Consider the following 26,472-nt stretch of genomic DNA (forward strand, 5'->3'; position numbering starts at 1 on the left):
CGTTGCCGGATGTGAGGGGATTCGTGTTCTGGCTCATAGCACTTTTTCTTGGGCGAATTCGAGGGAGGGAAGCGGCGGACGGCGACCGGCAGCGGCTTTGTAGCGCACCGCGTAACGGCCGTTGGCCTGGCCGTAATGGCCGCGGAATACCGGTACGTCTTCGGCAAACACGGTGGTGATGTCGGGCAGATTGACCGGAATCACGTCACCGACGCGCAGACCGATGAATTCGCCGATGTTGATCTGCGTTTCCAGCAACAGCGAGCTGAGTTCGACCTCGGCATCCAGCACCTCGTCGTGCAGGCAATGGATCCAGCGTTCGTCGCGCTCGCCCATGCGATCGCTCTGCACGCCGGCATCGAGCACGGTACGGATCGGCTCGACCATCGAGTAAGGCAAGGTCAGGTGGATTTCGCCGCCACCGCCGTCGAGTTCGACGTGGAAGCGCGATACCACCACTGTTTCGGTCGGGCTGACGATGTTGGCGAACTGCGGATTGATTTCCGAATTGAGAAATTCGAATTGCACCTGCATGGCCGGCGCCCAGGCTTCGCTCATCGCGCCAAAAACCTCGGCCAGAAGAATCTGGATCACGCGGTTTTCGGTGGGCGTGAAATCGCGACCTTCGATGCGCGCGTGGTAGCGCCCGTCGCCGCCGAAGAAGTTGTCGATCACCGTGAACACCAGTCGCGGCTCCATCACTGCGAGCGCGGTGCCGCGCAGCGGCTTCACCTTGATCAGGTTGAGGTTGCTGGGCACGGCCAGCCCGTGCACGTATTCGCTGAACTTCACCATTTTCACGCCGAGCACCGACACTTCGCAGGTTTTGCGCAGCACGCCGAACATGGCGGTGCGGAAGAAGCGTGCAAAGCGGTCGTTGATCATTTCCAGTGTGGGCAGGCGACCGCGCACGATGCGGTCCTGCTGGGTGAAATCGAAATCGAGCACCGTGCCGGGCGGCGGCGGCTGATCGCTTTCGGTTTCGATCTTGCCGTCGTCCACGCCATTGAGCAGCGCGTCGATTTCTTCCTGGGAAAGCAGGTCGCTCATCGCAAGCCTCTGTTATTGCATCACGAAGCTGGTGAAATACAGGGCATCGACATCCGACTTGCCGGTCTTGTCGGCCACGATCTTGCGCACAGCATCCAGCGCCTGCGCCTGCAACTTCTGCTTGCCCGCGGTATCGCTCAAGCCCGCATAGGTCTGGCTGGAAAACAGCATGACCAGCGCATTGCGAATCACCGGATCACTGTCTTTCATCGCCTGCACGGCATTGGGATCGTGCGTCATCACGGTGACGCCCACCTGCAGGTAGCGCGTGGAGTCCTGGTCCTGGAAATTGACCACGAAGGCAGGGTCCAGCGGCAGGTAAATTTCCGGCGTTTTCGGCGCAGTCTGTGCCGCCGCAGCGGCGCCGCCGGCCTTGGCCGTGCGCGACTGCATGAACAGGTAGCCGCCGCCACCCAGCAACAGCAACACAACGACACCCACTATCAACATCATGCGGCTGCCGCCTTTCTTGGCGACGGCGGGTACTGCTTCCTGATCACTTTCGGCGCTTGCCATGAACGACCTCAACTCCCGTAAATGTGAATGCCGGCTCACACCGAGCCGGCCTGGTCTACGGGAGTTTTAGCAAGCGGCGTGCCATCGCCGGGAACCGCGCCATGGCGCGATCCGGCGTCAATCCGGTGCTGAGAATGGCGTTTTATTGACGCGCGACGGGATGCGGGCGCGCAGATGGTGTAGCGATTCCGTCAGGACCGCTCCGATCAGTAACCGGCGTCCTTTTGATGTCTTACAGCCAGAATGGCTGCGATGTCGCCGTCCAACCGGTAAAGCACCACATAGCCGCTGTCGCCAAAGTCTACGGGCCATTCGCGATACGGGTGCTCCATATCGTCGACAGGGCGGCCGATCTGAGGCTGACGCGCCAGGATCTTTACGGTTGCGCGAATGGCTTGCACCGCGCGCCGCGCAGCATGGCCATCTTTGACCGCGAGAAAACGATAGAGACGCTGCACATCAGCCAGGGCGCTGGGAGTCCATATCACTCGTGGCACTCAGGCAGCTCCGCATCCTTTCCTGCTTCCAACTGCGCCAACCACGCGTCGGCTTCTTCCAGAGTCAAGTGCCTGCCATTGGCCTTATAGCTTTCCCAGGCACGAACGGCTTCCTGCTTGAAGCTCTCGCGTGCTTCTTCGCGAACGACGTACTCTTTGATCGCTTCGCACATGATCCAATGTGCCGATCGATGACGCAGATCGGCCAGATGCTGGATCCGCCCTTTGAGCTCTTCATCGATTTTCAGTGATGTCGCCACGACGCGGCCTCGTATCAAAAGGTAATACCTAGTGATACATGGTATACCGCGCCGCCAGTCAGCTCAAATTAGGCAGCCAATCAAAGAGTTACCGATCAGGCAAACGCATCAACCAGGCCGATGGCCACGCGCTTCAGCGTCTCGGCGGTCGAGCTGCCGGTCGCCTGATCGCTGTCGGCTGTCGTTTGCGCACCGGACTGCTGTTGTTGCTGTTGGGAGTTTGCGAACTGCTGTTGCGATGCATGTTGTCCGACGCTGGTATGGCCGAGCGACAACCCTTGCGCGCCGAGCATCTGATGAAGCTGGTCCAGCCCCTGCTGCACGGCGGTAGCCGCCGCCACGTGCTGCGTCATGAACGCCACGTCCACGCGGCCGTGTTCCACGCTGACTTTCACGTCGAGCGGGCCGAGATTTTCCGGATTCAGGCGGATTTGCGCCTGCTTGATGTCCTGGCCGCTGAGCCAGGTGACTTGCTGGCCCAGTTCCTTGGCGAAGCCTGAAGCACCGACCGGCGTATTCACCGACAAAGTGTGCTCGCCCAAAGGCGTTGCCGTGGGCTGTGCGGTGACGGCGCTTGCACCCAACGCGCTGTTCAATGAACTCAAGTCGGGCGTACTGCTCGATGTGCTGCTCGTGGTCGGCAACGCGCCGGCGACAGTGGATGCTGCGTGATCGATCGCCGACAACACGCCGGCAAACGTCTGGCTGCCGTCGCTCGCGCCTTGCGTCGACGAAGCATTGTCGCCGCCTGCTGCATTGACGGCGCCGGGATCGGTGCCGTCGGCATCGTCCCCGTCATCGCCAAGGGATGATTTCTGCATGCCGGCGGCGAGACCCGCACCGGGCGCCTGCAACGCCGCCACGCCGCTGCCTGCGGCCGTACCGTTATCGCTGGCTTTGCCCGTTGTCGCGGCGGGCGGCAACAGCGGCGGCACCACGCCTGCAGCTTGTTGCGGATTGCCCTGGTTATCGGCGGCTGGCTTGGCGCCGGCCGTCTTGGCGTTCGCCGCGGCGTGTCCGTGGCTGTCGCCGGTGGCCTGGTCGATCAGGCTCAACACGGTTTTGGCCAGGGAGCCGATGCTGGTCGGAATGCTGAGGGTGAGTCCGCTGCTGCCGTCGTCCGCAGCACCGGTTTGTGCGTTGCCCGCATCCGATGCATCCGCGCCGGAGGTTGCCTGCGTACCGGCCTGCGCGTTGGCCTGGCCGGCAGTCTGTTGCTGAGCCTGCTGATCGCCCTGATCGTGCTTGGACGACGACGCCTCATCGGAAGAAGAAGACTGTTGCCGCTGCACGTGTTGCAGATGCGCATTGAATGCCGACTGGCCACTCTGGCTGTTGCGCGCAGGCGCCGGCGACGGGCTCGCGGCCACGGCCGGACTGGTCACGGGAACGGCGGGTAATGGGGTGGCGCTCATGCCTCGGCACTCGTACAAACGGAAATCACGGAAATGGCAGCAAGAACCACGCCAGAGCGGTTTGCACGCATCATGGCGTACTTGCCCGACGGTTGCGGTACTGCATGCGTTCGTCCACCTCGGCCTGCTCCAGCCGCTGCTCGCGCTGCTGCTCTTGCTGGCGGAAGCGCTCCACCACGCCATCCAGCGCGTTTTCGCGAGCGTGCGCCTGCAACCAGCGCTGGCGCGCGCTTTCGAGCTGGCGCTGCAATCGGTCGACCAGGTGGCCTTGCTGGATGATCGCCTGATCGATGCGGTCGACGAATTGTTGACGGTTGATCAAGGCGCTTACCGTCAGGCCGCCGTCGCTCAACGTGTAATCACTGCGATAGCGCTTGAGCTCGTCCAGCTGCTGCTCGGCATGCGCGAGTTTTTGCTGATGCTCGGCCAAGCGCTGCAGCGCCTCTTTTTCGCGGCGCTGGGCTTGTTCTACGGCGGGTTGCAGTCGATCCGAACGCGATGGCATCAGCTAATCTCCGCGACCAGGGTGCCCAGGACTTCCTGCGCGGTGCGCAGTTCCATGGGCTCGTCGACTTCCTGTTGCAGGAATCGCACCAAGCGCGGCCATGCGGCGATCGCCTGGTCGACTTGTTGATCCGAACCTTTTTGGTAGGCGCCGACGGCGATCAGGTCCTTGCGCTGGCTGTAGGCCGAATACACCTGGCGGAAACGCTGCGCCGCGCGCATCTGATCCTTGCTGACCACCGCCGGCATCACGCGGCTGATCGAGGCTTCGATATCGATGGCGGGATAGTGACCGGCTTCGGCCAGGTCGCGCGACAACACGATGTGGCCGTCCAGAATGGCGCGTGCCGCGTCGGCGATCGGATCGTGGCGATGATCGTCGCCTTCGGTAAGCACGGTATAGAAAGCGGTAATCGAGCCACGGCCTTCCGCATCGTTGCCCGCGCGCTCGACCAGGGCCGGCAGCATGGCAAACACCGACGGCGGATAGCCCTTGGTCGCCGGCGGTTCGCCGATGGCCAAGGCAATTTCACGCTGCGCCTGGGCATAGCGTGTCAACGAATCCATCAGCAGCAACACGCGCTGGCCGCGATCGCGAAACCATTCGGCAATGGCGGTGGCGTACTGCGCGCCGCGCAGACGCTTGAGCGGCGGCGCATCGGCCGGCGCGGCCACGATCACGGCGCGCTCGCGCCCCTCGTGGCCCAGCGTCTGTTCGACAAATTCCTTCACTTCGCGACCGCGCTCGCCGATCAGTCCGACCACGACCACGTCAGCGTCGGTGTAGCGCGTCATCATGCCCAGCAAGGTGGATTTGCCCACGCCGGAGCCGGCAAACAGGCCGATACGCTGGCCGCGCCCCACCGTCAGCAATGAATTGATTGCACGCACGCCGGTATCCAGCGGCGTATCGATCGGCTTGCGCGCCATCGGATTGATCGGCTCGCGCTTGAGCACCGCATGATGATCGGCGCCCAATGGGCCCTCGCCGTCGAGCGGCGCGCCATCGGCGCCGACCACGCGCCCCAGCAAGGCTTCGCCCACCGGCAGGCCGCCGGCATGCGAACAAGGCCGTACGCGTGCATTGGGCAGCACACCGTGCATTTCGGTGACCGGCATCAGCAGCAGGCGCTCGTCGGCAAAGCCGACCACTTCGGTATCCAGTTCGGTGCCGTCGGCGGCATCGACCAGGCAGCGCGAACCCAGCGGCGCTTCGCAGCCTTCCGCTTCCAGGGTAAGCCCCACCACGCGGCGCAGGCGACCTTCCACCGTCAACAATTGGGCAGCGTGCACGCGCTGTGCGCGGCGCGCCAGTTGCTGCCGCCAGCGCTGTTGCCGCGCTATCGTGGCGGCTGAAGGATTCACGCCGACACCTCGGCTTCACCGTCGTCGACATCGTCGCCGAGCACCGCATCGACCACCGCGGCAAGACGCGTGGAAACGCGCGCATCCAACCGCGAACGCTCGCTTTCCAGCACGCAATCGCCGCGATTGAGCGCCGGATTGGCGCCGAAACGCCAATGCGGTTCGGTAGCGCCCAGTTCGCGCAGCAGATCCAGGTCGCTCGGGTTTACCCACACACGCAATTCGCGCGTGGCCGATGGCAAGGCTGCCGCCGCTTCGCGCACGGCGCGCTCGATCAGCGACGGATCCAGTTGCAGCTCGCGCCCCACGACGCGCCGCGCGATAACGGTGGCGAGCAAGGCAAGCTCGCGTTCGGTCTCGTCATCGAACTGAGTGAGCGGACGCGCGGCGGCGGTGTATACGGCATCGAGACGCGCGAGACGTTCGTCAAGCTCTTTCTTCGCCGCGGCGCGACCTTCGGCCAGGCCTGCGGCATAACCTTCTTCGCGCGCCTGGCGCTCGATCTCCTCCAGCTCGTACACCGTGGGGCCTGGAGGCGCGGCGGGTTCCGGTTCGGATTCGGCAGTTGGCGCAGCGCCGACCACCGGCGGTTCCCAGCGGTCGAAGATGTCGATGCTTTCGCGAGAGAGGATGCCGGGCATCAGTGTGCCTCGCGTTGCAGTTCCCTCTCCTGCGTGCAGGGAAGGACTGGAGAGAACGTGGATTTACCGCGTGATGGCAAGACCACCATCACACAAACTCGTCGCCGCTGGCGGTCAGGCTGATCTGTCCGTCATCGGCCAGCTTGCGCGCAATGCCCAGCACTTCTTTCTGTGCGGCATCCACTTCGCTGAGCTTGACCGGGCCCTTCACTTCCAAGTCGTCGCGCAGCATGTCGGCGGCGCGCTTGGACATGTTGGCGAAAATCTTTTCGCGCACGGCCGGCTCGGACCCCTTCAACGCCACGATCAGGCGCGCCGACGGCACTTCGCGCAGCAGGGTCTGCATGCTGCGATCGTCCAGGTCGGCCAGGTCTTCGAACACGAACATCAGGTCTTCGATCTTGCCGCTGAGGGTGGCGTCCTGGCTGCGGATCGCCGTCATCAATTCGGTTTCGCGCGAGGTTTCCATCGCGTTGAGAATGTCCGCGGCCGCCTTCAGGCCGCCCACGCTTGCCGACTTGAGCTTGGACGACGTGCCGGAGAATTGCCGCTCCATGATTTCGTCCAGTTCGTTGAGCGCCTGCGGTTGCACGCCGTCGAGATTGGCGATGCGCATGACCGCGTCGCTGCGCGTGCGCGCCGGCAGGTAGCCGATCACTTCGGCAGCCTGGTCCGGCTCCAGGTGCGCCAGCACCAGCGCGATGATCTGCGGATGTTCCATGCCGATCATTTCGGCGATGGCACGGCTTTCCATCCACTTCAGCGATTCCAGGCCCTTGGTGGAGCGGCCGAGCAGAATGCGGTCAATCAGGCTGCCGGCCTTGGTTTCGCCCAGCGCGTTGACCAGCATCTTGCGGATGTAATCCTCGGTACCCACGCCCAGCGCCGTCTGGCGGCCGATGTCGTCGTTGAGACGGTTGAGCACGGACTCGACCTGGTCGCGCGAAACATTGCTCAGCGTTGCCATGGCGGTGCCGACGGCTTGCACGTCGCGCGCACTGAGATGCTTGAGCACCTCGGCCGCGTCCTGCTCGCCCAGCGTCAACAGCAGAATGGCTGCGCGCTGCGGCCCGCTGAGTATGGTGTTGCCGTGCTCAGCCGCCATCGTCGCCTACCCAATTCATCACGACCTGCGCTACCTGCTTCGGATTTTCCTGCACCAGCTTGCGCGCAAGGCCGATCTTCTGTTCGTACGCCATGCTCTGGATCTGCGGTGAGGAGATGCGCACCTGGTCTTCGCGCTCGTCGCGAACGTCGTCGTTGATGCGCACCGAAACCGTGGGAATCGGGCCGGCCAATGCAGGCATCGGCTCCGCTCCGCGCAGCAGGCCCTTCAGCATGGGCTTGAGCAAGCCGAAAGCGATCAGTACGGCGATCAAAATGCCCGCGCCTTGCTTGATCAGATCGAGCATGCCGGGACGCTGCCAGAACGGCTGGGCCAACGGCGCATCGTCAACGGGCTGATCCGAGAACGCCTGGTTGATCACGCTGACGCTGTCGCCGCGCTGCGAGCTGAAGCCCACGGCGTTCTTGGTGAGATCGGTGAGGTGCTGCAGTTCCTGCGCGGACAGCGGCACGCTCTTGCCCTTGCCGTCTGGCGCCTGCTTGTTGTCCACCACGACGGCCACGGTCAGGCGCACGAGGCGTCCTGCAGGATCGCTGACGTGGCTGATGGTGCGGCCCAGCTCATAGTTGCGCGTGGAGCTGGACGAGCTGTCGGTGGGCGTGGAAGAAGTCTTGGCGGCGGCCGTCGCGGCGGCATTGGCAGCGGGCGGCGTACCGGCATTGGGCTTGGCCGCGGTCGGCTGCGCCACAGTGTTCGGCGGCTGGTTGCTGAGTGCGCCCGCCACACCGCCTGCGCCGCCATCGGCCTTTTGCTCGCTGCTGGTCTGCTCGCTGCGCAAGGCAGGATTGGCGCCGTCGTAGCTTTCGCTGGCTTTTTCGGTCTGGCTGAAATCCAGATCCACATCGACCTGCGCTCGCACGCGCCCCTGCCCCACCAGCGGCGTAAGCAAGTCTTCGATGCGCTGCGCGTAACCGTTTTCCATGCGCGTGGTAAGCCGCATGTGCTCATCGCCTACTGCGCTGGGGCTGTCGGGATCGGAAACGGTGAGCAAGGCACCTTGCTGATCGACCACCGACACCTGCGAAGGGTCCAGGTCCGGCACGCTGGACGAAACCAGGTGCACGATCGCGGCCACCTGGCTGCTGTCGAGCTGGCGGCCCGGATAAAGCGTCAACAAAACCGATGCGCTGGCCGGATGATTGTCGCGAATGAAAGCCGACGGCTTGGGCAAGGCCAGGTGCACGCGCGCGGCGCGCACGAACTGCAAGCCGGCGATGGTATTGCCCAGATCGGTTTCCAGCCGTTCCTGATAGTGCGCGTTTTCGGCCATGTCGCTCATGCCGAACGGCGAATCGTTCTGCGGCGCAGTGCCGCCGGCCGTGCTGCCCTGTGGCAGACCCTGGCTGGCCAGGCGCAAGCGCGTATCGGCCAATACGTCGGCGGGCACGGAAATCGAAGCGCCGTCCGGTCCCAGGCGATAAGGCGTGCCGCTGGTCTGCAAGGCCTGTGTCACGGCGGCGGCGTCTTTCGGATCGAGCCCCGCATACAGCAGCGCGAAATTGGGGCCGCGCGACCACAATACGATGGCGACACCCAGCGCCACGGCCGCCGCTACACCCACCAGCAACATCAGCAGGCGCGTCGTCGGATTGCGCAGCAGACTCTTGAGCGAGTCCATGCGCGCCGTCTCGTTCGTGGTGGTGACAGTGTTTTCGGCCATGAGGCGAGAAACGAATCCGTGGGTGGTGGAACGATGGTCTTTGGCGCGTCATCCCGGCGCATGCCGGCATGACGCTGGGGATTTAGACCGGCATATTCATGATGGTGGTGTACGCATCGGTAAGCTTGTTGCGCACTTCGACCAGGCCGCGAAACGCCAGGTCCGCCTTCTGTCCTGCAATCGACGTCTTGACGATGTCGGCGCCGGGATCGCCGCGCTCGAAAGCGCTGATCTGCGATTGCGCTTCGTTCTGCTGCGCAACGACCGAGCCGAGGGATTGCTTGAACACCGTGCCGAAATCCACTGCCGGTGTTGCACCCGTTGCCGCAGGCAACGCCTTGGCAGGCAGCACACCGGAAGCTTGCGCACCAAGTGCGCGCATCTGCGAAAGCACACTGTTGACGTCAATCTGGCTCATGTCGGTTTTCCAACGCTTGATCGGTTATGTGGTGCTTCAAGCAACTGCCGTGCCACTCTGCGGAGACGCATCGTTAGCGCGGGCGCAGGCTTGCAAACCGTACTTGCGCAGTTTTTCGACCAGCGTGGTGCGCTGCATGTGCAGCAGCTTCGCTGCGTGCGCCACCACGCCGTCGGTGATGTCGAGCGCCTGGCGGATCAGGCCCACTTCGATGTCGGCCAGGTGATCTTTCAGATCGACGCCGCCTTCGGGCAGCAGCACTTCGGTGTCCATCAGGCCACGGCCCTGGGCGGACGCGGGCTTGTTCTGGCCGTCGAGCATGGCGCGCAGGATGCTGCCGCCTTCGTCGATCGGCTGCACGCCGCGATATTTTTCCGGCAGGTCGTTGGCACGCACTTCGCCGTTCGGATAAAGAATGGCGAGGCGCTCGACCAGGTTGGAAAGTTCGCGCACGTTGCCCGGCCAGGTGTGCTGGCGCATGGCCTGCAGGGCACTCGTGCTGAAGCGCACGATATTGAGGCCGCGGCGCTGCAGGCGCTGGTTGAATTCGGAGATCAGCTCCGGCATGTCGTCCAGGTGCTCGCGCAAGGAAGGCATTTCCAGCGGGAACACGCTGAGGCGGTAATAGAGGTCTTCGCGGAAGCGGCCTTCGGCGGTCGCCGACTCCAGATTGCGGTGAGTGGCGGCAATGATGCGCACGTCGCAGCGCTGCGTGCGGTTGCTGCCGACGCGCTCATACATGCGCTCCTGCAGCACACGCAGCAACTTCACCTGCATCGGCAGGCTCATGTCGCCGATTTCGTCGAGGAACAGCGTACCGCCCTCGGCCATTTCAAAACGTCCCTTGCGGGTGCTGATGGCGCCGGTGAACGCGCCCTTCTCGTGGCCGAACAATTCGCTTTCCAGCAGCTCGGCCGGGATCGCGCCGCAGTTGATGGCCACGAACGGCTTGTCGCGGCGCGGCGAGCAGTCGTGGATGGCGCGCGCCACCATTTCCTTGCCGGTACCCGATTCGCCCAGCACCAGCACGCTGGAATCGAACGGCGACACCTGGCGGATCAGCGCATTGACGCGGCCCATGGCGGTGGAGCCGCCGACCAGCTTCAGCGGCGCGGCGGAAGGCGCCACGCGCGGCGTCGGCGCACGGCGCACGGCTTCGGCCAGGCGCTCGTAGCGCAGCGGAAAGTCGAGCACTTCAATCTGTGCCGCATAGGTGGACCCACCGCGCGTCAGGCGCTGCAGTTGCGGCGAATCGGCGCCGACCAGCACCAGCACCTGGTCCGCCGGCATGTCGAGCGAGGCCAGCGCCTGCTCGCACGCTTCGTCGTCTTCGATGCCGCCAACGTAAACCGCACGCCAATCGTGCGTAATCGAATCGGCCGGCACGGAAGCATCCCATCGCTGGGGGACGTATCCCATGAATTGCATGGCCGACGTCACGATGTCGGCGCGGGTACCGTTGGATTCGATGATGAGTACGTTGCTGTTTGGCATGTGCACGGGTCCGGCTGCGTTACTACGACTGCTGACGAACAACGGCGATTCCCATCCAAAGTCGCGTTGTCCCCTGTGTGTCAGGTATCCGTCGTGACACGTGTGCCAATGCAGCAAGAAGAGCGCCAAAGAGTTGGTGCTCCGTCACGTCACCCCGTCTGTTTCGTGACGCGCTTCGCGCTCCATACCTCGATGAATTCACAGATCGTTGACTGGCGGACACCCCATTTATCAATGATTTAGGTCGATTAGATCGACTGGCGCTCGCCTGAATTCAGGCGTCAACGTCTTCACGTGCATACGTATGCAAGCCGAAAAATCGTCGCCCCGGATATGCCATCGCGTGATGACAATCACATTCCGCGCTTGCTGTCCGACACATTTTCTATAGCGGCCGTCATGCGCGCTTCTGCCACTTTTCGGCGGTGGTGACAAAAAACGAAACGTTCCAACCCATCCTCGACCAATTCGCTCAATTCACAAAAGTAAACGAAAGCGTGCAAGTCGCCAGATGGACGTCCGCGTTTTGCCGGAAGCTCCAACGCCAGCGCGCGGCAAGTGTCGAAATGAAGGCGCACCAGCAAGGAGTCGCCGGGCGGAAGCAGGTTTTCCGGCACGCTTACGCCGACGGCGTTGAAACGCACCACGTGGCGGGCCGGAAGCAGGGAAACGGGCATCAACAGGCGATCGACGATATCCAGCAGGACATTGATCTTGCTGTCCATGCGCTGCAATTCCAGCATGATCGGATCGTCGACTTCGCTGCCGTTCTCCTGGCGCCGTTCGTCGAGTGAAGCCAGTGTGCGCAACACGTGAAGACTGCGTTCATTGCAGTGCGCCACCGCGTCGAGCGTGGCTTCGAAGGGCTCGATCGCTACGTGCAGCGCCCCTTCGTAGGCCATTCGCTCGGAAAACTGCTGCCATTTTTCGTCAGTCTGCATCGCCGACTCCTCGCGCCGCACGTGACCGCTCAATCGCGGTTCGTGGCCATTATGAGGCCCTCTCCCGTTGGCAGAAGGAGCCGCTTGGGGGAGTTTTTCAAATCGTGATACCCGACGTCTCAACGCAGCGAGGCGGAAGATATATAAGTAGCGAGCGCGCGATGGTTGTACTGGTGCTGATCCAGTTCCTGCTTCACCGCCGCACGCGCGGCCTCGGCGTGCGCCATCAAGGTCTGATTGTGGTTTTGCAGCGCAGTGATCGCGTCGCGGTCCGCCGGGGTCGCCGCAACCGGCTTCCAGGTTTGCAACAAGCGATGGCGCTCGGCGTCGAGCTGGCTTACGCGGTCCCAGTTGCCGACATTGGCCGCATCGAGCATTTCCTGGGTCACCCGCAGGGCCTGCTGCACGTTGGGATGCGCGCCCTTTTTCAAGGTGCCACCGCCTGGACCTTGGCTTGCGCCTGTCCGGCCAGGAATTCTCCGCGGATCGCATGCCAGGCATCGCGGATCGGTGCGATCAGGCGCTCGCATTCGTCCAGCGCACGCAGATCGTCTTTGACCTGGGCATGCAGCAGGCGACGGGTAATGTAGTCGTAGAGGCTGTCCAGCCGGCCGGTCAGCGTCGGCTCGACGCTGTGGTCCAGGCTTTGGCGCAACTCGCCCAGAATGCCGATCGCCTTGGAAAAGGCCTGCCCTTTGGCGGGAATGTCCTTGTGCAGGATGTGCCCGCGGGCCTGGCTGATCCGGTCGACCAGGCCATCCAGAAGCATGGCGATCAGCTGATGGCGATCGGCCCCTTCGATGCTGCCCTGTGCCTTGGTCTGGCGGTACAGCGCACTCGGATTTCGCATCGATGCGTAGCTCATGGCGCTCTCTTCATCAATTGATTAGCTGCTGCTGCTTTGTTTGCCAAGCGCGGTGAGGTAAGAGCTGGTGTTGTTCAGTGAACTCATCAGCGTACCGAGATTGGTGTACTGCTTGACCAGCTGCTGTTGATAGACGGCCATGCGCGCATTGAGCGCGGTCTGCTGGGTCTGCTGGTTGCTGACATCCGAATTGAGATCGTTGATCTTGGTTTGCAGGATGCCGGTGCTGCTGTTGTAGTTGGTCACCAGGCTGCTGAGCTGGGTGGCAATGCCCTTGGTGCTGGAAAACAGATTCTGTACGGCCGACGGATTGCTGCTGAGCGCCGTGGATAGCGTATTGCTGTTGAGCGTCAGGCTGCCATCGGTATTGCGCGTGATGCCCAGGCTCGCCAACGTGCCGATGCTGTTGCCCGACACCGTACTGCTCATGGCTTGCGAAATCTGGCTCTGGATGGCCGCCAGGGTAGGATCGCCCAGCAGAATACCGGCCTGCTGCGTGGTGGAGTTATAGCTGGTGAGCTGGCTTACGGCAGAGTTATAGGCGTTATAGGCGGTGACGAAATCGTTGACCGCCGTGGTGATGGGGGTGGTGCTTTGCGCCACGGTCAGGGTGGAGCTGCCGGTCGCGGTCAGGTTCATCGTCACGCCGGTCAGGGCGCCGCTGACACTGTTGGTGGCGCTGGTCACGGCAATGCCGTCGACGGTCAGCTTGGCGTCGTTCGCCTCGCTGCTGCCGGGCGTGTTGAGCGCAGTCGCCAGCGAACTCAGGCCGCTGCTGCTGCCGCTGCCCGCGGTGATGGTGAAACCGTTGGCGACGCCGGTCTTGCTGGATGTCAGCACCAGCTGGTCGCCGCTCACGCCCGACACCACCGTGGCCGTGACACCCGGATTGTTGGTGGCATTGTTGATATTGGTGGCAATGCTCTGCAGCGTATCGGTGGACGACACCGAGATATTCATGCTGTTGCTGCCGACCCCGATGGTCAGCGAACCGGCGCCGATCGCGGTACTACTGCTATAGGCGCTACTGGTGCGAGTCTGGGCCGTGGCCAGCTGGCTCACGCTGATGCTGTAGGTGCCCGGCGAGGCATCCGGCAGCGTGGTCGCCGTGCCGATGCTGGTGGAGCCGCTGCTGGAAAAGGTGGCGTTGTAAGTCTGGTAGGTGGAGCTGGAGGTCAGTTCCGACAGCGCCGACTGCAAGCCGCTGAGCTCCGTGCTCAGGCCGGTGAGCGCGGCGATCTGATTGTTGTCGGAGTTGGTCTGATTGGTGATCTGCGCTTGCGGGCCGGCTTCGGCCGCATTCACCATCGCGCTGATGATCGAGTTGACATCGAGGCCGGAGCCCAGGCCCAGCGAGCTAAGCAGCCCCGTACCGGAGATGTTCGCCGCACCCGCACCGCTGGTACCGCTGGAGCTGGTGCTGCCGGTGGCGGCAGAACTGGTGATGGCGCTCGACAGCGCACTAGAGGTGCTTCCAACGCTTGAAATGCTGCTCATGTCAGGCCTCGCAAAGTCGCTTTTCGGATCGCGGTGTTCGATCGTCGATCCGCCAAGCCGCTGGCAAAACCCACACCCTTGGTGAAAGCTTTACCTGCCGCTCGAGTAAGTTTTCTGGCGGCCAACGCGGCCGCCAGATCCCTTAAAGCAAGATCCCGGCCATGGCGATCTCCGCCATGGCCGGTCGTACCTGTTACTGCAACAGCTTGAGGATGTTCTGCGGTTCGGAGTTGGCGGTTGCCAGCACCGAGATACCCGCCTGCTGCAACACCTGAGACTGGCTCAACTTGGCCGTTTCCGCGGCAAAGTCGGTGTCCTGGATCGAGCTTTGCGAGGACGTCAGGTTGGTCTGCTGTGCACTCAACGTGGAGATCGCGGACTGGAAGCGGTTCTGCACGGCACCCAGCGTGCTGGAGAACGTGCTGACCGAAGCCAGGGCCGCATCGACGCGCGAGATCAGCTGGTTGGCATCATCCACCGTCAAAACGTCGCCGCCGTTGAGCGAACCCGAAGCCTGGATCACGTTGCCGGCCGTGTAGGCCGAACCGGTGGCTGCCAAGCCGCTGGCCGCGCTGCCCACGCCGCTGGCGCCGAAAGCAATGGCACCGGAGGTCAGGTTGGCGAAGCCGCCGGAGGCTGCAGAAGCGGCCGAAGCACCGGTCACTGCCGAGCCGTTTACCGCCAGCTCACCGGTCGAGTAGATGTTGATACCGCCGCTGGCGTTCACAGCCGCGCTGACGCCATCGATGCCCGCCGCGTTGATCGCGTCGGCCACGTCCTGCGCACTGCTGGCGGTGACGCTGCCAGAGAAGGTGAACGAGGTGCCGTCTGCACCGGTGATCGACAGACCGCTCAGGCTCATGGAAGCACCGGAAGCGCCCGAAGCATTCAGGAACGCGCCACTGATGTCGCCGGTGGACACTTCCGAAACCTGGCCCATCTGGCTGGAGGTGACACCCTGGCCCAGCTGCACGTTGATCGCCTGGCCAACGTTGGCGCCGATCTGGAACGACAAGCTGCTGGTCGAACCATTCAGCACGTTGGTGCCGTTGAACGTGGTCTGGTTGGCGATACGGGTGATTTCCGACAGGTACTGCTGCACGGAGGTGTTGATCGCCGAGCGGTCGGAAGCCTGGTACGTACCGTTGGCCGCCTGCACGGCCAGATCGCGGATCGACTGCAGGTTGGAGGTGATCTGGCTCAGGCCCGAACCCGCCGTCTGCGCCAGGTTGATGGCGTCGCTGGCGTTCTGGCTGGCCTGGCTCAGGCCACCGATCTGGGTCTGGAAGCGCTGCGAAATGGCATAGCCGGCAGCATTGTCAGCGGCGCTGTTGATCTTCAGACCCGAGGACAGGTCTTCGGTCGCGGTGCTCAGCGAGCTGGACGAAGCCGTCAGGTTGTTCTGAGCCTGCAGCGAGGAAATGTTGGTGTTTAGAACGAGTGACATGGAAGTCTCCTGGAACCGGTAAGTTTGTACTCATGCCGGCGGGGTCCAGTGACTGCTGTGCCGTCCGCCTCAGGAACTTTTTCGGCGTCCGGAGGGAATACTTAAGCGCTCCGATGCAAAAAAATTTCAGTGGCGGCAAAGAGATGCGCGATAAAAATGTGATGGAGTGTGCCTAAAGGTTTGGCCGGAGCTGTCGACGGCAGGCCTTCGGGAGCGAGTGGATAGAAGTAAGGAGTGAGAAAAGGCCGCAGCAACCCGCATCCCGGCGTTTCTCTCGCTCCTCTCCACTTGCTCTTCGCCCATTGGCACCAAGCTTGCTCCTTACCTCGCATATCCGGCGCGGAAGCCCGGAAGCGTCGGATTTCTGACGCTTCGGCCCGTGTCACACAGATAGATAAGGTGAGGAAGGCAAATGCGTTGTGTGCTTGCGATCTGCGCGATCTTCAAGGACGAGGCGGCGTACCTGCGCGAATGGGTCGATTTCCATCAAATGATGGGTGTGGAGCGTTTCTACCTCTACAACAACAACAGCTCCGACCGTTATCTCGATGCCCTGCAAGCGCACGTGGAATCGGGATCCGTGGTACTGCACGAATGGCCGCAGAAACACAGCCAGAAGCAGGCCTACGAGCACTGCCTGAAAAATCACGGCCACGAAACCGACTGGCTCGCCTTTATCGACGTCGACGAGTTCCTGTTCTCGCCCAAGGCGCAATTGTTGCCGGACGTACTGGCCGGCTATGCCGACCATCCCGGCGTGGGCGTCAACTGGGTGATGTTCGGCTCCGCCGGGCACGAGCAAAAACCCAAGGGCGGCGTGCTGGAAAACTTCCTGCGCCGCGGACAGCTGGAAAGCGGCCTGCCCTACCCTCACCTGCGCCTGCCCGACGGCAGCTACCGTTCGGAAAACTCGCACATCAAGAGCATCGTGCAACCATCCAAGATGGTCGGCTGCACCAATCCGCACTTCATGCACTATGCCAACGACGCGCGTGCCGTCGACGAGAACGGACAGCCCATCGAGGGCCCGTTCACCGCCAAGGTGTCGGTGGAGCATCTGCGCATCAATCACTATTGGAGCAAGTCGGAAGAGGAATGCCGCTACAAATTCGCCAAAGGCCTGGCCGACGGCGAAGGCGAGCGCGACTGGAACGAATTCCTCTCGCACGACAAAATTCTCAATGAAGTGCACGACGACACCGTGCTGCGCGTGGTTGCGCAACTGGGCGTGCTGCCGCTGCGTTGGCCGCTGGAAACCTTCGTGCGCAACGACGAAGGCGTGCTGCATTCGCCGCTGCGCAATCGCCCGGCGCACAAGGCGATCCACGACACGGCCACCCGTCTGTTCGACCTGATGCACCAGGCCGGCGACACCAGCCTTTATTCGGCGGAGTTGGCCAAGGAAATCCACAGCCGCACCAGCGCCCTGCACCTGTCGCCGCGGCGCGCCAACGTGCTGCAGGCCTTCGACGGCATCGCGCCGGGCAGCCGCGTGCTGGAAATCGGTTGCGGCGGCGGCGTGCTTGCGCAGGCATGGATCGAGCGTGGTTGCCAGGTCGATGCCATCGAGTTCGCGCCGCACTGGGCACGCGTGGCCGCTGCACGCCTGCGCGAGCAAGCGAATGCCCGCGTGTTCCAGGCCAGCTTGCGCGAGCTGGAATTGCGTCCCGAATACGACGTGGTGGTCCTCAACGGCTACAACGAATACGCCGAAGCCTGGCCGCGCGGCGAAGCGTTGCGCGAAGCGATCGCCAGCGCCGCCGGTGCCCTGAAACCGGACGGCGTGCTGCTGCTCTCCAGCGGCAATCGCCTGGCTACACCCGAGGACCGCTCGCTGCCCACGCGCAGCGAGCTCGAAGCCGCGTTGCGCGCGGCCGGCCTGCTCGACATCGATGCACGGCTTGCCTTTCCGGATGCGCAGCTTCCCGAAGTATTGATCGCCGACCAGGCGCTTGCCACCGGCTTGCGCGTGGACGAACTGGTTTCGCGCCGTGCGCTGTTGCGCCACGGCGACGAGGAAGCCGTGCATTGGTCTCAACAGCGCGATGCCGGCACGCTGCAACATTACGCACCCGGTGCGTGGCTGGTGGCGCGCCGCCCGGGCGTTGCCGTACCGCTGCGCGCGAACGTGCTGGCGCAAAGCTTTGCCGACAATCGCATTCCCGCGCTCAACACAGTGACCGATTATCTGCGCGAGGCCGACGCCGTGCAGGTGGCGCCCCGCCACCTGCTGGGAGAGCAGTATTGGAGCACCGCCGGCTTCGAGCAGGTGTTGGCTCCATACCCGTACACCGCCGAGCGCTGCTTGCTGGTGGAAATCCGCAAAGCCATTCGCGCGCAACGCAGCGACCGCCTGATCGCCCTGCTGCGCCAATGGGGCGCGCTGCTCTACGCACAGGCCGACGACGAGGACAAGATTCCCGCCGAATGGCTCGATGCCCTGCCCGCCAACATCGCCATCGATGCCGACGGCGGCATGGCTTTCCGCGGCGGCGAGTGGCGCGCGCGCCAGCCGATCGAAAAACAGATTCCCGTGTACGTCGGCCTGTGGCAGATCGCCTACGAAAGCGGCTTGGAAACGCTGCTGGGCATCAGCTCGCCGATCGAGCGCGTCACCTGGCTTTGCAAGCGCTTGCTGATCGATGCTTCCGCCGAATGGATCGGGCACGGTCGCAATATCAACGAATCCTTCGCCCGCGAAATCCACGAGGGCGATTGCTGGAACCGCACCGATCGCCACCTGAAAGTGCTGCCGGATTGGCTGATTCCGCCTCCGCCTTCCAATCTCTACAAGCACTGGCAGGCCCAGCAGACGCTGAGCGACGTAGCCATTGCCAGCGCCCTTCGCCACATCGAGCAACTCGGTGCGCCGCCGCGCATCCAGGTGTTGCTGATCGACACGGAAAACAACGAGACGGCCGTAGCCGCCACCCAGGCCAGCCTGGACGCGCAGCACTATCCGCATCATCAGCTCACCGTCCTTTCCGGCGACGACGCACTGATGTCGCGACTGAACCAGGCCGTCGCTGCAAGCGATGCCGACTGGATCCAGCTGGCCTACGCCGGCGACGTGCTCAACCCCGCCGCCTCGTTGCTGCTTGCCGAGCGCGCCGCCTCGCAGAGGTACCTGCACGCGATTTATTTCGACGAAGACACGCACGGCAACGGCGCGTTCGAGAACCCGATCTTCAAGCCCGACTTCAACCTCGACATGCTGCGCAGCTATCCCTACGCGGGCCGCGCCCTCGCTTTCAAACGCGAGCGTTGCCTGACGCTGGGCGGCTTCAACGAGCAGTACGGCGACATGGCCGGCCACGACCTGCTGTTCCGCCTGCTCGAAGCCGACGGCCTGCACACCATCGGCCACGTAGGCGAGATGATGTATCACGCCGCGCTGCCCTATACGCATTGGCTGGCTTCCGATTCGGTGAAAGCGCACAGCGCGACGATCGTCTCCGACCATCTCCGGCGCATCGGCGTTGCGCACACGCTGGAACCCGGCACGCTGCCCGGCTTCAACCGCGTGGTGTACCAGCACGCGCGGCAGCCGCTGGTGTCGATCATCGTGCCGACCAAAGACCAGTTGCCGATGCTCAACGGCCTGATCGACAGCCTGCTGTCCAAGACCACCTACACCAACTATGAGCTGCTGATCGTCGATAACAACACCGAAGAGGCGGCAGCCTGTGCCTACCTCGACGGCATCGAACGCCTCAACAGCGCGCAGATCCGCGTGCTGCGTTATCCGCATCCGTTCAACTACTCGGCGATCAACAACTTCGCCGCGGCGCAGGCGCGCGGCGAATACCTGATCCTGCTCAACAACGACACCGCGGTGCTGCACGGCGAATGGATCGAAGCGCTGCTCAACCACGCACAGCGCCCGGAAGTGGGCATTGTCGGCGCCAAGCTGCATTACCCGGACGGGCGCATCCAGCACGGCGGTGTGGTGCTGGGTTTGCGCGGCCCCGCCGATCATCCGTTTATCGGCCAGCCGATGGAGTCGGACGGCTACATGCACCGTCTGCGCGTGGACCAGAATTACACGGCCGTCACCGCCGCCTGCCTGATGATCCGCTCGTCGGTGTATCGGGAAGTGGGCGGCCTCGACGAGCAGGATTTCAAGGTCTCCTACAACGACGTCGACTTGTGCCTGAAGGTGAACCAGGCCGGCTACCTCACGGTGTGGACGCCCTACGCGCGCCTCATGCACGTGGGCAGCGTCAGCCAGACCAAGGTCGACACGACCGCGCAGGAAGCCAAGCAGAAACGCTTCCAGGGCGAACAAGGCGCGATGTACCGCAAGTGGCTGCGCCTGCTCGCGCGCGACCCGGCCTACAGCGTCAACCTCAGCATCGACGGCGCCGGCTTTGAACTGGATGCGCACCGCGGCAAGGGCTGGCAGCCGTTCACCCAGCCGTTGCTGCCGCGCATGTTCTGCGTGGCCGCCGATCAGCACGGCTGCGGCCACTACCGCATCATGCAGCCGTTCTCGGGCATGCAGCGCCACGGCATTGCCGAAGGCATGATTGCCGGCATCCATCTTTCGCCGGTGGCGATGGAACGGTTCCAGCCTACCTCGCTGGTGATGCAACGCCAGATCACCGACCAGCAAATCAAGCTGCTGGAAAGCTATCGCGACTACTCGCGCGCCTTCAAGGTGTTCGAGCTGGACGACCTGATCCACCAGATTCCGATCAAGAGCCACTTCCACGGCCTGATGCCCAAGGACGTGATCAAATCGCTGCGGCGCTCGCTATCCACGGTCGACCGCTTCGTGGTCTCCACCGACGCCCTGGCCGAACAGTTCAAGGGCTTCCACTCCGACATCCGCGTGGTGCACAACCGTTTGCCGACCGACTGGTGGAGCGACCTGCCAGCCAGCCAGCGCCGTGCCGGACGCAAGCCTCGCGTAGGTTGGGGCGGCGGGTCCAGCCATCGCGGCGACCTGGAGTTGATCGCCGATGTCGTGCGCGACCTCGCCGACGAAGTGGAATGGGTGTTCTTCGGCATGTGCCCGGACAAATTGCGTCCCTACATCCACGAATTCCACAACGGTGTGCCGATCGAGGAATACCCGCGCAAGCTGGCTTCGCTGAATCTCGACCTCGCCCTGGCCCCGCTGGAAGAAAACGCCTTCAACGAATGCAAGAGCAACCTGCGCCTGCTGGAATACGGCGCCTGCGGCTTTCCGGTGATCTGCACCGATATCGTCAGCTACCAGAACGGCCTGCCGGTGACCCGCGTCAAGAACCGCTACAAGGAGTGGGTCGCGGCGATCCGCATGCACCTGGACGACCTGGACGCCTCCGCGCTAGCCGGCGACGCGCTCAAGGACGCCGTGTGCAAGGACTGGATGCTCAGCGAGGACAAATTGCTGGATTGGCGCAACGCGTGGCTGCCGAATTGACGGTTTGAACGATACAAATGCGATGTGGCCGCCGCTGGCGCATTGCGTCAACAAAACGTGAAGACGAGCCGGTGCTATAGGCCCGCTGAACATTCTCGCTTTCGTGCGCGGTGTTGTGCTTCTGCGCACATTTCCCCTGTTACATTGCCGTTTCCGGTAGACGACTACCAATTACCAGGGGAAACCCCATGCGCACGAAAACACGTTTTATCCGCAGAGCTGCACTGACTGGCCTGTTTGCACTTTGTGCAAGCTCGATGGCGTCTGCCCAGACTGCCACGCCCTCCAACGGGCTGGGCCAGGCTTGGCCGAATGCCGCCGACGTCAGCGCCAGCCCGAACTGGCACGTCTATGTGTTCGTCATGAACGGTGTGAAATACGTGCAGGTCAACGATCTGAACGGCACCGTGCATGCCGCCGTGGCAGTGGTCAACAACGCGACCGCCGTGCTTCCGATGGGTGTTGATTCGCAGAACGTGACGACTGCACCGACGGCCGCAACGAACTCCAGCACTCAGACGGTCTACAGCGACGCCACCACCACGGTCACCGCAACTCCCAAGAGCGACGGGACCATGATGTTCAGCGCGATGTCCTGCCCGGCGGGCTGCACGGGTGGCGGTTAAACCCAGAGATAAGAACTACTTGACCCAGAGGCGCAGAGGAGCGGAAGTAGTTGCCGACATCTGCGCCTCTTGCGGCACATCGTGCAGCATAGCCGTCAGTCTCAACTTGTCCCTCGGCGTACGCATGTGAAGGACACCGTCAAAAATACTTACGTGGTCGCGCAATTCCGGTAGTTCCAGCGTACTCGCACCGAGCTTTGCGGCAAGCCGCTGCCGCTCTTCGGAATAGAACACGGCGTTGGCAACCCCCGTGTCCTCGAGCACGCCCTCGACGCGAAGCACCACCCACCGCCTGCCATGGGTTTCGCCGCCGCGCAGCACCAGCCGAACGCGGTTGCAAGCCAAGCGCGACGTGGCATACACGATGGCTTCGCATATCACCCGATAAGTCGCAGTGAGTACCGAAGGCGCCATGCGCGTAAAGCCCCGCCCGGTAATTTCACAACGATAAGCAATACCGGCTTCATCAAGAGCGCGCGCCACGGTCTCATTGAGGGCTGCGGGCAAGCCACGGTCACGCCAAGCGACCGGATGCATGCTTTCGGCCAGCCGATAGACCTGGGTCTGGGTTGCAACAGCCTGCTTGTAGAAGGCGTGGCTTTCGATGTTCGGCACGATGCGGCGCATCTGCTCGAGCAGACGGCTATTGTTCACGTGCAACGTGCCGGCCAGGTACTCCAGCGCCTGAGACGTCTTGCGCATGCGCAACTCACCGGCTTGCATCGTCTGCCGCGCAAGGCGCTGCACATTCATTGCGCTGAGCCGTTCCTTCTGCTCCTGAATCAACTGGGCACTGATGCGTGCACCCAGTGCAAACAGGCTGGTAGCGCAAATCGCCAAGCAAACCTGCGTGACGTAGGTTACCGAGTCAAAATCGCCGAGTATCGAGATCGACAAGGAGAAGACCGTTATCGCGAGCGTCGAGCTCACCGCCGCTGCGCGCCAGCCGTGCTTGAGTGTCAGCCAGGCCATCGGAAGGAACATGGCAACGGAAGCCACTTCCTTCACCTGTTGATCCTTGCCCACTGCCCCCAGCCACGAAAGGATCACTACGGCAGGAACCAGCAGGGCAATCGTATCGAGAAACAGTTTGCTCGCCAGGATTCTCCGTCCCTGTTCGCGCAGTTGACCTGGGCGATAGTCGAGTTTGGCCATCACTGCCCAGGGCACTACGGACAAGATCGCCAGATACGGCCCGAGAAAGAAGCCAATGGCGGCCACCGCGATGGGGAGAGACGGACGCACGGCATCCGGCAGCAATGGGTAAGCGGCGGTGCTGTAGATCATCCCGGCAGCCGAACTCAGCAAGATGCAGATGATCAGCGCCTTGATGTCCACCACGTGCTTGGCGGGGAAAGGCGGCATCTTGGTCCGGCACCACCAAACAACAGGCATGGTCGGCAAGATGGGAGGAATGGCACGGACAAGTACCCAGGCCAGACCCAACGTATCGAGACAGGTATAGACCTCATAGCCATTTGAAACTGCTTCGCCGATCAGCAACGCAGTCCAGTAGCGATAGGGAAATAGCAACAGGCACGCAAAACGCAAGCCTGCATGGATGGGCCAGTGAGACGTCGAAATTGGGCTGGTGGCGAGATAAAGCAGCGCATAACCGACCGCAACGCCGATTTGCGCCAGCCACTCGTTTCTCTGGAATACCTTGCCCATGCTCCGCGCCCCTTGTAGAACTGCTTTTTTTGAACCCGCTGAGTGGCCGTCTGTGTGCTTCTAAATTCAATGGATTATGGAACAATTCAAGGCGTGAAATCGGCGTGAGTCGCACATTTTGCATGTTACAGGGATCCGTTCCTTTGTTTGTTTGATATCAATCAGTTAGCAAAATCTTCGATGCATTGCTGCGACGCCACGGGGCCCCAGGCAGGACCACGGTGCACCGACAGGGCAAACTGCGACAATATGTCGCAATCAGGTGAATTTCAGCAGCACCACGCCCGAGGTGATCAGCAGCAGGCCCAGCCAGCCTGACGGGCGCAACCGCTCGCCAAAAAGCGTGATGCCGAGAATGGCCGTGGCGATCAGTCCCACGCCGCCCCACACGCCGTAGGCCACCGAAAGCTGGATGCCCTCGATCGCATAGCTCAGCGCGGTAAACGCCGCCAGGGCGCACAGGATCGCCGCTGCTGCGGGCAACTTGCGCCGAAAGCCTTCGGAGAACTTCATCAGCACGTTGGCGGCAATTTCCAGCGCGATGGCCACCGCCAGGTAAAGGGCGTGGATGGGAGCGAAATCAGGCAGCACGATCGTGCCCCTCCGCGGGTTGGCCCGGTTGTTCCTCGGTGCCGCGTTCCAGCAGCACGATGCCGGCGATGATCACGCCGATCGCGACCATCTTGACGATGCCCAGCGATTCGCCGAACAGCCACGCGCTGCACGCGGTGATCAACACCAGGCCCAGGCTTTCCCATGCACCGTACGCCACCGCCAGGGGAATGCGCGCCACTGCCAGGGCCAGCGTGGTGTAGGAAACCACCAGCATCGCGTACATCACGCCCAATCCCAGCAGGTGGGCATCGTGGCTGCTGCCGTATTTCATGGCGAGCGTGCCGATCACCTCGGTGAGGATGGCGCAGCCCATGAATAGCCAATGGCGCACGTGAGGACTCCTTTTCGCCGCGGCGAACCCCATGGCGATCATGGCGATTCGCAATCACTGAAATACATTTTCCCCAGTGTTGCACGATGCCGCGCGGACATAGCCTACGCCAGCACCACCCGTGCTCACAGGAATCCCCTCCCCATGTATCGCATTGCACATTTCCTCGTAGTGGGTGCCTTGGCGCTCACCTTTGCTGCGCCCGTCGCGCACGCCGACTCCGCCGCCACCATGCCTTCGGCCCAGGTGCCTACGTGGCTCGCCGGCACCTGGACGCTGGTTAGTTGCGACAACGTATATCCCGACGGCCACCGGGTCGAACTGTACGGACACAATCCGCAAGGTCTGTGGATGATCGATGCCCAAGGGCATTACATGATGCACATCGCGCGCATGCAGCGCATGCCGTTCGCATCCGGAGACAAATCCAAGGGCACGGCCGAGGAATACCGTGCCGCCTCGCTGGACAGCAATTCGCATTTCGGCAGCGTCAGCGTCCAGGGCGACCAGATGACCACGCACATCGTGCAGGCCTCCTTCCCCAACTGGAACGGCCGTGGCGGCAGCGAGCACTACACCCGCAACGGCAACCAGCTCACCTACATCGTGGCCAAACCCAGCAGCGGCGCGGCGGAAGGCGCACACGGCGAAGTCACCTGGCAGAAACTGGACTGAGTCACGATAGTTGACTCAGTCAACTACATGGGCGTACCTTCCGTCTCTCGATCGGGAGGTACCCCATGGCTGCTACAGACGCCCTTGCCGAACAAACGGAAGCCATCCGCAGCTTCAATCGGTTCTATACCCGCCAGATCGGCGTGCTGGACGAAGGCCTGCTCGCCAGCCCCTATACCCTCACCCAGGCGCGCGTGCTGTTTGAGCTGGGTACCCGCAAATCCGCCACCGCCGCGGAAATCGGCGAAGTGCTCGGCCTGGATGCCGGTTACCTCAGCCGTATCGTGCAGCACTTCATCGCGCAGACATTGATCGCACGGGCACCCTCCAGCCAGGACGGACGGCAATGGGTGCTGTCGCTGACACCGGCAGGACGCAAGGCATTTCGTTCGCTGGATCGCGCATCGCATGAGCTCACTGCGTCCAATCTGTCGCGGCTCTCCGCCGCACGCCGCGAGCGCTTGCTTGCTTCGATGAAAGACGTGCAACAGTTGCTGTCGTCTGCCGAACACACCCCGCAGGTCGTCATCCGCACGCACCGGGTGGGCGACATTGGCTGGGCGATCGAACGCCACGGCCGCCTCTACGCCGACGAATTCGGCTTGAACGAAGAATTCGAGGCGCTGGTTGCCACGCTCTTCGCGCAATTTGCCACCCGCCACGATCCGGCCAGAGAACGCTGCTGGATTGCCGAAGCGGATGGCGAACGCGTCGGCTGCGTTTTCGTGGTGCGCCATGCCGAAAACCCCGATACAGCCCAACTGCGCTGCCTGCTGGTCGATCCGAAGGGACGCGGCCTCGGCGTCGGCAAGCGGCTGGTGGACGAATGCATCGCTTTTGCCAAAAGCGCCGGTTACGCGAAGATGATGCTGTGGACCAACGACGTGCTCGTCTCGGCGCGGCGCATTTACCAGGCGGCGGGCTTTTCGCTGGCCTCGCAAGAGCGGCACCACAGTTTTGGCCACGACATGGTTGGCCAGGTGTGGACACTTACCTTCTGAGGCACGGCTTGCTTTCCGGACTGGCCGAATCCGGGGTTATTTTTCAAAAAAACTGGCCAACCCCCGTAAAAAGCCGTCTATTTGGCACGCCTCGTGTATGGATATACCTGCAGCCAGCCGTTCGGCCGTGCAAATCAGGGGACCCGCCATGGGCAACAGAGCATCGACGCATGCCTGCCTTCGCCAGGATTTCAAAGGGCATGAGATAGCGAACAAATACGGCGAAATTCCGATCCGCATCTTTCGGCTGATCTATGGACCCGGCTTCGCGCCCGCATTCTGCTCATCGCATGGGCTGCGACATACGCTGGCGATCCTGGATCGCCCTTCGCTCGACAAATTGCTGGCGGACGACAAAGGCGGACTGCTGGAAGGCAAGATTTCCGCAGCGCTGGCGCAGTAATCCCAAGCCGGGGCGCAGTTGGGAAACGGGAGAAAGGCCGGTGC

25 protein-coding genes are annotated in these 26,472 nt (G+C 62.8%); 5 read left to right on the top strand and 20 right to left on the bottom strand.

Features of this window, described 5'->3' with window-relative positions; translation table 11 throughout:
- Positions 1-33: 33 nt before the first annotated feature.
- From fliM to ISS99_RS01095, 17 genes are all read right to left on the bottom strand, one after another.
- On the bottom strand, positions 34-1,050 hold the full coding sequence (gene fliM / locus ISS99_RS01015; RefSeq protein ID WP_204629708.1) for a flagellar motor switch protein FliM: 1,017 nt from the start codon (positions 1,048-1,050) through the stop codon (positions 34-36).
- 12 nt (positions 1,051-1,062) lie between these two features.
- Entirely contained in the window at positions 1,063-1,566 is a 504-nt protein-coding gene (locus ISS99_RS01020) for a flagellar basal body-associated FliL family protein (RefSeq protein ID WP_239537537.1), read from the bottom strand.
- Between the two features lie 206 nt (positions 1,567-1,772).
- Positions 1,773-2,063 (bottom strand): type II toxin-antitoxin system RelE/ParE family toxin, encoded by a 291-nt coding sequence (locus tag ISS99_RS01025; RefSeq protein WP_204629709.1) that lies wholly within the window; start codon positions 2,061-2,063, stop codon positions 1,773-1,775.
- Positions 2,051-2,323: a CopG family ribbon-helix-helix protein gene (locus tag ISS99_RS01030; RefSeq protein ID WP_204629710.1), complete on the bottom strand. Its 273-nt coding sequence runs from the start codon at positions 2,321-2,323 to the stop codon at positions 2,051-2,053. The genes ISS99_RS01025 and ISS99_RS01030 overlap by 13 nt, the downstream gene beginning before the upstream one ends.
- Positions 2,324-2,418: 95 nt before the next feature.
- Positions 2,419-3,738, bottom strand: coding sequence for a flagellar hook-length control protein FliK (locus ISS99_RS01035; RefSeq protein ID WP_204629711.1), 1,320 nt, complete (start codon positions 3,736-3,738; stop codon positions 2,419-2,421).
- Between the two features lie 70 nt (positions 3,739-3,808).
- A complete protein-coding gene (gene fliJ / locus ISS99_RS01040) occupies positions 3,809-4,243 on the bottom strand; it encodes a flagellar export protein FliJ (protein WP_204629712.1) in 435 nt (144 codons plus the stop codon).
- Positions 4,243-5,607, bottom strand: a complete 1,365-nt coding sequence (gene fliI / locus ISS99_RS01045) for a flagellar protein export ATPase FliI (RefSeq protein ID WP_284343859.1) — start codon at positions 5,605-5,607, stop codon at positions 4,243-4,245. The genes fliJ and fliI overlap by 1 nt, the downstream gene beginning before the upstream one ends.
- Positions 5,604-6,248: a FliH/SctL family protein gene (locus tag ISS99_RS01050; RefSeq protein ID WP_204629713.1), complete on the bottom strand. Its 645-nt coding sequence runs from the start codon at positions 6,246-6,248 to the stop codon at positions 5,604-5,606. Before ISS99_RS01050 ends, fliI begins: the two co-directional genes overlap by 4 nt.
- 88 nt (positions 6,249-6,336) lie before the next feature.
- Positions 6,337-7,353: a flagellar motor switch protein FliG gene (gene fliG / locus ISS99_RS01055; protein WP_204629714.1), complete on the bottom strand. Its 1,017-nt coding sequence runs from the start codon at positions 7,351-7,353 to the stop codon at positions 6,337-6,339.
- Positions 7,343-9,034, bottom strand: a complete 1,692-nt coding sequence (gene fliF / locus ISS99_RS01060) for a flagellar basal-body MS-ring/collar protein FliF (protein ID WP_204629715.1) — start codon at positions 9,032-9,034, stop codon at positions 7,343-7,345. Before fliF ends, fliG begins: the two co-directional genes overlap by 11 nt.
- An 82-nt stretch (positions 9,035-9,116) precedes the next feature.
- A complete protein-coding gene (fliE, locus tag ISS99_RS01065) occupies positions 9,117-9,452 on the bottom strand; it encodes a flagellar hook-basal body complex protein FliE (protein ID WP_204629716.1) in 336 nt (111 codons plus the stop codon).
- Positions 9,453-9,488: 36 nt separating this feature from the next.
- Complete coding sequence (locus ISS99_RS01070) at positions 9,489-10,946, bottom strand: sigma-54 interaction domain-containing protein (protein ID WP_204629717.1); 1,458 nt, start codon at positions 10,944-10,946, stop codon at positions 9,489-9,491.
- A gap of 353 nt (positions 10,947-11,299) precedes the next feature.
- The gene (locus tag ISS99_RS01075) at positions 11,300-11,887 is read right to left on the bottom strand and encodes a PilZ domain-containing protein (RefSeq protein ID WP_204629718.1); all 588 of its coding nucleotides are present in this window, start codon (positions 11,885-11,887) and stop codon (positions 11,300-11,302) included.
- Positions 11,888-12,006: 119 nt separating this feature from the next.
- On the bottom strand, positions 12,007-12,318 hold the full coding sequence (fliT, locus tag ISS99_RS01080) for a flagellar protein FliT (RefSeq protein ID WP_204629719.1): 312 nt from the start codon (positions 12,316-12,318) through the stop codon (positions 12,007-12,009).
- Entirely contained in the window at positions 12,315-12,752 is a 438-nt protein-coding gene (gene fliS, locus ISS99_RS01085; protein ID WP_204629720.1) for a flagellar export chaperone FliS, read from the bottom strand. The genes fliT and fliS overlap by 4 nt, the downstream gene beginning before the upstream one ends.
- Before the next feature lie 21 nt (positions 12,753-12,773).
- The gene (gene fliD, locus ISS99_RS01090) at positions 12,774-14,249 is read right to left on the bottom strand and encodes a flagellar filament capping protein FliD (protein ID WP_204629721.1); all 1,476 of its coding nucleotides are present in this window, start codon (positions 14,247-14,249) and stop codon (positions 12,774-12,776) included.
- A 193-nt stretch (positions 14,250-14,442) separates the two neighbouring features.
- Positions 14,443-15,696: a flagellin N-terminal helical domain-containing protein gene (locus ISS99_RS01095; RefSeq protein ID WP_204629722.1), complete on the bottom strand. Its 1,254-nt coding sequence runs from the start codon at positions 15,694-15,696 to the stop codon at positions 14,443-14,445.
- A gap of 412 nt (positions 15,697-16,108) precedes the next feature.
- Between ISS99_RS01095 and ISS99_RS01100 the strand changes: the two genes are divergently transcribed.
- The gene (locus ISS99_RS01100) at positions 16,109-21,106 is read left to right on the top strand and encodes a glycosyltransferase family 92 protein (protein WP_204629723.1); all 4,998 of its coding nucleotides are present in this window, start codon (positions 16,109-16,111) and stop codon (positions 21,104-21,106) included.
- 188 nt (positions 21,107-21,294) lie between these two features.
- Entirely contained in the window at positions 21,295-21,732 is a 438-nt protein-coding gene (locus tag ISS99_RS01105; protein ID WP_239537539.1) for a hypothetical protein, read from the top strand.
- A gap of 15 nt (positions 21,733-21,747) precedes the next feature.
- Here ISS99_RS01105 and ISS99_RS01110 read toward each other — a convergent pair whose 3' ends face one another.
- The 3 genes from ISS99_RS01110 to ISS99_RS01120 all read right to left on the bottom strand — a co-directional run bounded on the left by ISS99_RS01110 (position 21,748) and on the right by ISS99_RS01120 (position 24,349).
- Entirely contained in the window at positions 21,748-23,403 is a 1,656-nt protein-coding gene (locus tag ISS99_RS01110; protein ID WP_204629724.1) for an MASE1 domain-containing protein, read from the bottom strand.
- A 258-nt stretch (positions 23,404-23,661) separates the two neighbouring features.
- Positions 23,662-23,994 (bottom strand): multidrug/spermidine efflux SMR transporter subunit MdtI, encoded by a 333-nt coding sequence (gene mdtI / locus ISS99_RS01115; protein ID WP_306482348.1) that lies wholly within the window; start codon positions 23,992-23,994, stop codon positions 23,662-23,664.
- Positions 23,984-24,349 carry an SMR family transporter gene (locus ISS99_RS01120; RefSeq protein ID WP_204629725.1) on the bottom strand — a complete coding sequence of 122 codons (366 nt, stop codon included), beginning with the start codon at positions 24,347-24,349 and terminating at the stop codon, positions 23,984-23,986. Before ISS99_RS01120 ends, mdtI begins: the two co-directional genes overlap by 11 nt.
- A gap of 144 nt (positions 24,350-24,493) precedes the next feature.
- Between ISS99_RS01120 and ISS99_RS01125 the strand changes: the two genes are divergently transcribed.
- The 3 genes from ISS99_RS01125 to ISS99_RS01135 all read left to right on the top strand — a co-directional run bounded on the left by ISS99_RS01125 (position 24,494) and on the right by ISS99_RS01135 (position 26,428).
- Positions 24,494-25,024 (top strand): lipocalin-like domain-containing protein, encoded by a 531-nt coding sequence (locus ISS99_RS01125; protein ID WP_204629726.1) that lies wholly within the window; start codon positions 24,494-24,496, stop codon positions 25,022-25,024.
- 65 nt (positions 25,025-25,089) lie between these two features.
- Positions 25,090-26,025, top strand: coding sequence for a bifunctional helix-turn-helix transcriptional regulator/GNAT family N-acetyltransferase (locus tag ISS99_RS01130; protein WP_204629727.1), 936 nt, complete (start codon positions 25,090-25,092; stop codon positions 26,023-26,025).
- A gap of 148 nt (positions 26,026-26,173) precedes the next feature.
- Entirely contained in the window at positions 26,174-26,428 is a 255-nt protein-coding gene (locus tag ISS99_RS01135; protein WP_204629728.1) for a hypothetical protein, read from the top strand.
- The last annotated feature ends 44 nt before the right edge of the window (positions 26,429-26,472 follow it).

The organism is Dyella mobilis (assembly GCF_016904945.1).
Taxonomy (GTDB): domain Bacteria; phylum Pseudomonadota; class Gammaproteobacteria; order Xanthomonadales; family Rhodanobacteraceae; genus Dyella_B; species Dyella_B mobilis.